Source organism: Streptomyces sp. XM83C (genome assembly GCF_023072675.1).
In the GTDB taxonomy this organism is placed as follows: domain Bacteria; phylum Actinomycetota; class Actinomycetes; order Streptomycetales; family Streptomycetaceae; genus Streptomyces; species Streptomyces thermocoprophilus.
The window spans coordinates 1-6,745 of sequence record NZ_JALLGL010000316.1 but is presented as its reverse complement, the minus strand read 5'-3'; the positions used below and the strand labels follow the sequence as shown (position 1 = coordinate 6,745).

General features: G+C 70.0%; 8 protein-coding genes. 2 read left to right on the top strand and 6 right to left on the bottom strand.

Annotated elements, in window-relative coordinates; all coding sequences use genetic code 11:
• Positions 1-224: 224 nt before the first annotated feature.
• Both MTQ10_RS25755 and MTQ10_RS25750 read right to left on the bottom strand, forming a co-directional pair.
• Positions 225-1,613, bottom strand: a complete 1,389-nt coding sequence (locus MTQ10_RS25755; RefSeq protein ID WP_247472553.1) for an NAD(P)/FAD-dependent oxidoreductase — start codon at positions 1,611-1,613, stop codon at positions 225-227.
• A gap of 454 nt (positions 1,614-2,067) precedes the next feature.
• The gene (locus tag MTQ10_RS25750; protein ID WP_247472552.1) at positions 2,068-2,337 is read right to left on the bottom strand and encodes a hypothetical protein; all 270 of its coding nucleotides are present in this window, start codon (positions 2,335-2,337) and stop codon (positions 2,068-2,070) included.
• A gap of 252 nt (positions 2,338-2,589) precedes the next feature.
• Here MTQ10_RS25750 and MTQ10_RS25745 point away from each other — a divergent pair, with 252 nt between their 5' ends.
• Entirely contained in the window at positions 2,590-2,862 is a 273-nt protein-coding gene (locus MTQ10_RS25745; RefSeq protein WP_247472551.1) for a type II toxin-antitoxin system Phd/YefM family antitoxin, read from the top strand.
• Positions 2,859-3,128, top strand: coding sequence for a type II toxin-antitoxin system RelE family toxin (locus MTQ10_RS25740; RefSeq protein WP_247472550.1), 270 nt, complete (start codon positions 2,859-2,861; stop codon positions 3,126-3,128). Before MTQ10_RS25745 ends, MTQ10_RS25740 begins: the two co-directional genes overlap by 4 nt.
• Before the next feature lie 19 nt (positions 3,129-3,147).
• Here the strand turns inward: MTQ10_RS25740 and MTQ10_RS25735 are convergent, their stop codons facing one another.
• The 4 genes from MTQ10_RS25735 to eno form a co-directional block, all read right to left on the bottom strand.
• Positions 3,148-4,104, bottom strand: a complete 957-nt coding sequence (locus tag MTQ10_RS25735; RefSeq protein WP_247472549.1) for a Ppx/GppA phosphatase family protein — start codon at positions 4,102-4,104, stop codon at positions 3,148-3,150.
• Complete coding sequence (locus MTQ10_RS25730; protein WP_247472548.1) at positions 4,101-4,634, bottom strand: DUF501 domain-containing protein; 534 nt, start codon at positions 4,632-4,634, stop codon at positions 4,101-4,103. Before MTQ10_RS25730 ends, MTQ10_RS25735 begins: the two co-directional genes overlap by 4 nt.
• A 44-nt stretch (positions 4,635-4,678) precedes the next feature.
• The gene (locus MTQ10_RS25725) at positions 4,679-5,155 is read right to left on the bottom strand and encodes an FtsB family cell division protein (protein WP_247472547.1); all 477 of its coding nucleotides are present in this window, start codon (positions 5,153-5,155) and stop codon (positions 4,679-4,681) included.
• A gap of 92 nt (positions 5,156-5,247) precedes the next feature.
• On the bottom strand, positions 5,248-6,528 hold the full coding sequence (gene eno, locus MTQ10_RS25720; protein WP_247472546.1) for a phosphopyruvate hydratase: 1,281 nt from the start codon (positions 6,526-6,528) through the stop codon (positions 5,248-5,250).
• Positions 6,529-6,745 lie beyond the last annotated feature (217 nt).

Below are 6,745 nucleotides of genomic sequence, written 5' to 3'. Positions count from 1 at the left end.
GTTGCGATGGTGCCAGTGGGGGCGCGGCGGGCGGGGTGCCGTGGCGGGAACGCTCCACTCGTACGTCCTTCACCCCTCCGGGCACGCGGGAGCCCTCCGCAGGACCACGCGCTGGAGCCCACGCCCGCCCCGCGCCCACAGGCCCGCATGCCCGCACGGCGAAGGGGCCGCCCGCACCACGGATGGCAGGCGGCCCCTTCGGGCTGTCCAGGATCGACCCAGGGTCAGGAGGCCTTGGCCTTCTCCTCGGTCTTCGCGGCGGGGGCCGCGGGCGCCGGGGCCGGCTTGGCGGCCTCGTAGAACTCCTCGCGCGGGGACTCGAGGGCGCCGAGGGCGACGACCTCACGCTTGAGGAACATGCCGAGCGTCCAGTCGGCGAAGACCCGGATCTTGCGGTTCCAGGTCGGCATGGCCAGACCGTGGTAGCCACGGTGCATGTACCAGGCGAGACGTCCCTTGAGCTTGATCTTCATCTTGCCCATGACGATCATCGCGACGCCCTTGTGCAGGCCGAGGCCCGCGACCGCGCCCTTGTTGGCGTGGCTGTACTCCTTCTGCGGGAAGCCCCGCATGCCGGAGAGGACGTTGTCGCCGAGCACCTTGGCCTGACGCAGCGCGTGCTGGGCGTTGGGCGGGCACCAGGCGTTCTCGTTGCCGGCCTTGCGGCCGACGAGGTCCGGGACCTGGGCGTTGTCGCCGGCGGCCCAGATGTAGTCGGTGCCCTTGACCTGGAGCGTCGGCTCGCAGTCGACGTGGCCGCGCGGGCCGAGCGGCAGGCCGAAGCGGGCGAGGGCCGGGTTCGGCTTGACGCCTGCGGTCCACACGATGGTGTTGGCGTCGACCTCGAGGCCGTTCTTCAGCACCACGTGGCCGTCGACGCAGGACTCCATGGAGGTGGAGAGGTAGACCTCGACACCGCGGGACTCCAGGTGCTGCTTGCCGTACTGGCCGAGCTTGGGGCCCACCTCGGGGAGGATCTTGTCGGCGGCGTCGACGAGGATGAAGCGCATGTCCTCGCGGGACACGTTCTTGTAGTACTTGGCCGCGTCCCGGGCCATGTCCTCGACCTCACCGATGGTCTCGGCGCCGGCGAAGCCACCGCCGATGAAGACGAAGGTGAGGGCCTTGCGGCGGATCTCCTCGTCGGTGGTGGACTCGGCCTTGTCGAGCTGCTCCAGCACGTGGTTGCGCAGGCCGATGGCCTCCTCGACGCCCTTCATGCCGATGCCCTGCTCGGCGAGGCCGGGGATCGGGAAGGTGCGGGAGACGGCGCCGAGCGCGATGACCAGGTAGTCGAACGGCAGCTCGTACGCCTCGCCGACCAGGGGGGCGATCGTGGCGACCTTGCGGTCCTGGTCGATGGTGGTGACCCGGCCGGTGAGGACCTCCGCCTTGGGGACCACGCGCCGCAGCGGGACGACGACGTGACGCGGGGAGATGTTGCCGGCGGCGGTTTCGGGGAGGAAGGGCTGGTAGGTCATGTACGACCGGGGGTCGACGACCGTGACGGTCGCCTCGCCGTAGCGCATCTTCTTGAGAATGCGCCGAGCTGCGTACAGGCCTACGTACCCACCGCCTACTACGAGGATCCTGGGACGCTCCGTGGTGCTCATGGCATCGAGTATCCACCCGTCCGAGGGGGGTGGTTCGTGCGCCCCTTCACAAGCATTCGCATGCCCTGTGTTACACTCCGCGGCCCGCGTGATGTAGATCATGGTGCGCGGCGGGAACCGTGATCCGCTTCGCCCCGTTGTCAATGCCGCGTGAGCTGCCTCTCTGGGCTTCGAAGGGGGTCGTGAGGGGTCGGAAACGGGCCCTGATGCACGCGATCCGGAGGGGCCCGTTCCCCCTCTTCTGAACATGTTCAAAGGCCAGTTCGCCACTCGAAGGGCGGATCCGAAGGCATCCGGGGGCTCTCGGAGAGGGATTTCCTTGTGAAGAACTTCACGAACTTTCCCGACAGCCCGTCACCGGAAGGCCCATTGACACCGCTCACCCGTGCCCCGATCCGCTCAACGGTCACCCGCTGACCAGGGGGATCGCACTCCCGGAGCGACCCGCCGATCTTCAGGCCGAGGCGTCTTCCAGAGCCGAGTCGATCAGCCGCGCCACATGCCACAGCCCGATCCGGTCCAGGGCCTGCGCCGCCCCGCGGACGATCCGCTCGTCCAGCTCCGCCATGCGCTCCCCGCACCGGTCCCGCTCGGCCACCTCACCGGGATCGGTGGCCTCACGCAGGCGCTCCACCACGGCCGCCGCCCGCTCCCGCTCCTCGACCAGCGGATACAGAGACCGCCAGGCCGCCACGATCTCCTCGTCCGACACCGCGCCGCTCACATCCACTCCTCCCCGCCCGCGCTCGACGGCACCCCGTGCACCGCTCACATCCAGGACGAATCACATACAGAAGATCATCCCAGACGAAACGGTCACGGTTGACCGCACTCGGTGACGACCCGCACCGCCCCGTACCGGTACCGCCTCAGCACACGTCGACGGCACGGCTCCAGGCGATGCCGTCAAGCATGGCTCACGGGCGCGCTTCCCTCACGGGCGCGCCGTGTACACGCTGACGCGTACACTGTCCGCATGGCTGAGAACACCGTGACCGTACGGGAAGCCCGCGCGCACCTCGCCGATCACATCAACCGGGCCGAGGAGGGCATCCCGACCGTCATCACGCGCAACGGCGCACCGGTGGCGGCCGTGGTCCCGATCTCGGATTTCGAAGCGCTGGAAGAAGCGGCCGATGTCATGCTGGCGCGCGAGGCCGAGGCGGTACTGACCGAGGGAGGCAGCACCGTGACCATGGCGGAACTGCTGGCGGACCTGTTCACCGAGCAGGACGGCGAGACTGCGTGAAGTACGCCTTCCGGTTCACCACGGCGGCACAGCGTCAGCTTCGGGCGATCAGCCGACCCGACGCCATGCGCATCCTGACCGCATTGACCGCACTCGGTGACGACCCGTACCGCCAGGACGCCGACGTCAAGAAGCTCACCGGCCCGTCGGGCCTCTACCGGCTCAGGGTCGGTAGCTACCGGATCGCCTACCAGATCAACGATGGCGAACTCGTCGTCCTCGTGGTCAAGGTGGGCGGCCGGCGGGACGTCCACCGCAACCTGTGACGCCCCGCCCGGCACCGCCTCAGCGCACCTCGGCGGCGCAACTGTGCGCGATCCCGTCGAGGATGTCGTGTTCGCTGACCACGACCTCCTCCGCGGCGATGCGGTCCATGATCGACAGGAGGACCAGGGCACCTGCCGCGATGACGTCGACGCGGCCGGGGTGCAGGGAGGGGATCGCGGCGCGTTCGGCGTGGGTGGAGTGGAGCAGCCGTTCGGTGATCTCGCGGACCTGCGTGCGGGAGACGCGGGAGTGGTGGATGCGGGCCGAGTCGTACTCGGGCAGCTCCTGTGCGATCGCCGACACCGACGTCACCGAGCCGGCGAGGCCGACGAGGGTGCGTGCCTCGCGCAGCGGCACCGTCTGCTCGGCCAGGTCGAGCGCGGCCTCTATGTCGGCGCGCATCGCGGCGATCTGCTCCTCGGTGGGCGGGTCGGTGACCTTGCCGCCGGAGACCAGGTGGCGCTCGGTCATACGGACGCAGCCGATGTCGACGGAGCGGGCGGCGCGGACACGGTCGTCGCCGACGACGAACTCGGTGGAGCCGCCGCCGATGTCGACGACGAGGTAGGGCCGCTCCAGGTGGTCGCGGCCGGCGAGTTCCTTGGTGGCGCCGGTGAAGGAGAACTCGGCCTCCTGGTCGCCGGTGATCACCTCGGGTTCGACGCCGAGGATGTCCACCACACCGCGGACGAAGTCGTCGCGGTTCTCGGCGTCGCGGGAGGCGGAGGTGGCGACGAAGCGGAGGTGCTCGGCGGCACCGTACTTCTTGATGATCTCCGCGTACTCGCGGCACGCGGCGAAGGTGCGCTCCAGCGCCTCGGGCGCGAGCCGGCCGGTGCGGTCGACGCCCTGGCCGAGCCGCACGATGGTCATACGGCGGTCCAGGTCGACGAGTTCGCCGGTCGCCGGGTCGGCGTCGGCGACGAGCAGGCGGATGGAGTTCGTACCGCAGTCGACGGCGGCGACCCGGGTCACTTGGCGTCCTCCTCGCTGGTCGGGGTCACACAGGGGCCCTTGCGCCACCACTCGGGGAGCATGGCGATGGCCTCGTCGCCGAGCGGGTTGACGCCCGGCCCGGCGGCCAGGGAGTGGGCGACGAGGACGTGCAGGCACTTCACGCGGTCGGGCATGCCGCCGGCGCTGGGGAAGCCCTTCAGCTCCTCGATCTCGTCGCGGCGCCGGATGTAGTCCTCGTGGGCGGCGCGGTAGGCGGCGGCCAGCTCGGGGTCGCGCCGCAGCCGCTCGGTCATCTCCTTCATCACGCCGTCGGCCTCCAGCGTGCCGATCGCGGAGTTGGCGCGCGGGCACGTCAGGTAGTACAGCGTCGGGAAGGGGGTGCCGTCGGGGAGGCGGGGCGCGGTCTCGACGACGTCCGGCTGTCCGCAGGGGCAGCGGTGGGCGATGGCGCGCAGGCCGCGCGGCGGGCGCCCGAGCTGCTGCTTGAAGGCGTCGACGTCCGCGTCTGTGGGTTCGGTGCGCGGGGTGGTCGGCGGGGGCGTGTCCATGCCTGTCTTTCTGTCGGTCCTTGACGTGGTGGTGCGGCGCGGGATCAGCGGTCGGCGGCGTCGGCCTTGTCGACGCCGTCCCAGACGTTGGAGTACCAGGGGCGGTCGGCGGCCCGGCTGTCGGCGGGCTCGGTCCTGGTGGCGGCCGGGTCGATGACGACGTATCCGGTCTCGCCCGGCATCACATAGTGCAGCCGGCGGCGGATCTGCTGCTCGGCGTAGGCGTCGTCCTGCCACCGCGCCTTGAGGTCGCGGAGCTGTTCGACGCGCTCCTTGGCCTGCTGTTTCTGCCGCTCCAGGTCGGCGATCTCGGCGCGCTGGGAGACGTACTGCCTTATCGGGTAGGCGAGCGCCACGATCAGTGAGCACAGCACCAGGGCGAGCAGTGCCGCGCGGCCGGTGAGGCGGGAGCGGCGGGCCTGGCGGCGGGTCTGTGAGCGGTAGACCCGGGCGGCGGTCTGCTCGCCGAGCAGACGGATCCTGGTCGCGGTGGAGAAGCGGTCCTTGTCCTTCACCGCCATGTCCGGCCTCCCCTTCACACGCGCGTACGTCCCCGCACACGGTACGGGACCGGGTACGGGGACGTACGTACGACGCCTGCTTCGCGCGGGTGTCAGCCCTTGAAACGCGGGAAGGCGCTGCGGCCGGCGTACACGGCGGCGTCGTCGAGGATCTCCTCGATGCGCAGCAGCTGGTTGTACTTGGCGACGCGCTCGGAGCGGGCCGGGGCGCCGGTCTTGATCTGGCCGCAGTTGGTGGCCACGGCCAGGTCGGCGATGGTGACGTCCTCGGTCTCGCCGGAGCGGTGGGACATCATGCACTTGTAGCCGTTGCGCTGGGCCAGCTCGACGGCGTCGAAGGTCTCGGTGAGCGAGCCGATCTGGTTGACCTTGACGAGCAGGGCGTTGGCGGCGCCCTCCTCGATGCCCTTGGCGAGGCGCTCGGGGTTGGTGACGAACAGGTCGTCGCCGACGAGCTGGACCTTGTCGCCGAGCTGGGCGGTGATGGTCTTCCAGCCCTCCCAGTCGTCCTCGAACAGCGGGTCCTCGATGGAGACCAGCGGGTACGCCTCGACCAGCTCGGCGTAGTACTCGGTCATCTCGGCGGCGGTGCGGTTCTTGCCCTCGAAGACGTACACGCCGTCCTTGTAGAACTCGGACGCGGCGACGTCGAGCGCGAGCGCGATCTGCTCGCCGGGGGTGTAGCCGGCCTCCTTGATGGCCTCCAGGATGAGGTCGAGGGCCTCACGGTTGGAGCCGAGGTTCGGGGCGAAGCCGCCCTCGTCGCCGAGGCCGGTGGACAGGCCCTTGTTCTTCAGGACCTTCTTCAGGGTGTGGTAGACCTCGGCGCCCCAGCGCAGGGCCTCGGAGAAGGACTCGGCGCCGATCGGCGCGATCATGAACTCCTGGATGTCCACGTTGGAGTCGGCGTGCGAGCCGCCGTTCAGGATGTTCATCATCGGCACCGGCAGCAGGTGCGCGTTGGGGCCGCCCAGGTAGCGGAAGAGGGGCAGGTCGCTGGCCTCGGCGGCGGCGTGCGCGACGGCGAGGGAGACGCCGAGGATGGCGTTGGCGCCGAGGGAGCCCTTGTTGTCGGTGGCGTCCAGGTCGAACATGGCCTGGTCGATCAGGCGCTGCTCGGTGGCGTCGTAGCCGACCAGCTCGGGGCCGATCTGCTCGATGACGGCGAGGACGGCCTTCTCCACACCCTTGCCGAGGTAGCGGTTCGAGTCGCCGTCGCGGAGCTCGATGGCCTCGAAGGCACCGGTGGAGGCGCCGGACGGGACGGCGGCACGACCCGTGCTGCCGTCGTCGAGGCCGACCTCGACCTCGACCGTGGGGTTGCCTCGGGAGTCCAGGATTTCCCGGGCTACGACGACGTCGATGGACGGCACGAGCTTCTCCTTCTTGGATGTGACGCTGTGAGCGCTCGGCTTGGTGTGCCTAGCGACTAGAGCCTAACCGTCTCCGGGCGGTCGGCCACCGACCGACCGTCCTGCGGACGGGGCACGACCGTACCTATTGTTTCGGAGCGGAACAAAACGGCGGGAGCCTCCGGTGCGAGCCCTGAAGGGGCAGGGCGCGGGGAACGCACCGGAGGCGGGGCGTGGG

What these genes read in the sequence shown, in the direction of transcription:
- MTQ10_RS25755 (WP_247472553.1), bottom strand. Translation starts at nt 1,613, where the DNA reads ATGAGCACCACGGAGCGTCCCAGGATCCTCGTAGTAGGCGGTGGGTAC.
- MTQ10_RS25745 (WP_247472551.1), top strand. Translation starts at nt 2,590, where the DNA reads ATGGCTGAGAACACCGTGACCGTACGGGAAGCCCGCGCGCACCTCGCC.
- MTQ10_RS25730 (WP_247472548.1), bottom strand. Translation starts at nt 4,634, where the DNA reads ATGGACACGCCCCCGCCGACCACCCCGCGCACCGAACCCACAGACGCG.
- MTQ10_RS25725 (WP_247472547.1), bottom strand. Translation starts at nt 5,155, where the DNA reads ATGGCGGTGAAGGACAAGGACCGCTTCTCCACCGCGACCAGGATCCGT.